Annotated in this window: 1 protein-coding gene; it reads right to left on the bottom strand. The window is 43.5% G+C overall.

All coding sequences use genetic code 11. The annotated features are described in order from the left end of the window. Window positions 1-906 (bottom strand): transposase (locus AC1DY0_RS19055; protein ID WP_477190153.1); only part of this gene is annotated, 906 nt, incomplete at both ends.

Raw genomic sequence — 906 nt, 5'->3', positions numbered from 1 at the left:
ACAAGACTTTTGCCTTGTAGGGTGAGTTCCATTTTTGAAGTTTAGCAATCAGATCGGGAACGCCGAGTATATTGATACTGCGTTTGATGTTATAGACCAGCATAATCAGGCTGTGTTCTCCGTTTACTTTTTCCAATCCCGTTAAATTGGTGTGGTTGTAACCCCATTGCCGTTTAATAGTCCCGAAGATGTGTTCGTTGATTTCCTGCCGCTTTCGGTAGAGTTGTGCATTTGCTTGGTAGCGCTTGTTGTTTTCTTCTACGGCATCTGCATATTGACTGCGATCTATGTTTCTGCCTGCTGTTCTGCTCGTGCATAAACCTTTGACAGGGCATTCTCTGCATTTTGGAGTTCGGTATCTCTTGAACTCATAACTGTCTTTGTCCGAGGTTTTCTTGTACCAGGTGCCGGTGGTTTTAAGCGTTTCTCCCTGCGGACAGGTATAGGTATCGGTGGTTTTGTCGTACTCAAACTTGGTTACCAAATAATCGGGATGGATGTTTTCTTTATTTTTTCCTTGTTCAGGCTGCGCAACAATTGTAGTGATGTTGGCTTGTCTGCAGATTTCTATTTGCTTGCCATTATGGTAGCCTTTGTCCACCAATGCGGTATATGTTTCAATGCCTAGATTCTCCTTGGCTTCGATGGCAATTGCCGATAAGGCACTGCGGTCGTTCTTGTTGATAGTGTGCGTGGCTACCACAAGGTTATGTTTGGCATCCACAGCCGCCTGCAAATTAAACGAAATTTCAACCACTTGTCCTTGCACTAATAAGGCTCTGGCATCACTATCGGTAGTGCTTATTTGCGGTTCGCCACTTGCTTTTAGTTTTTCTTCCAGCAAATCATAGCGAAGTTTGTTTTGTTGCAAGCGTTCTATCTTTTGCAGGATGTTTTGAATTTTAG

Source organism: Flavobacterium sp. P1_E4, assembly GCF_056405915.1.
The sequence above is the reverse complement of the archived record's forward strand: the minus strand, read 5'-3'. Positions and strand labels throughout refer to the sequence as shown.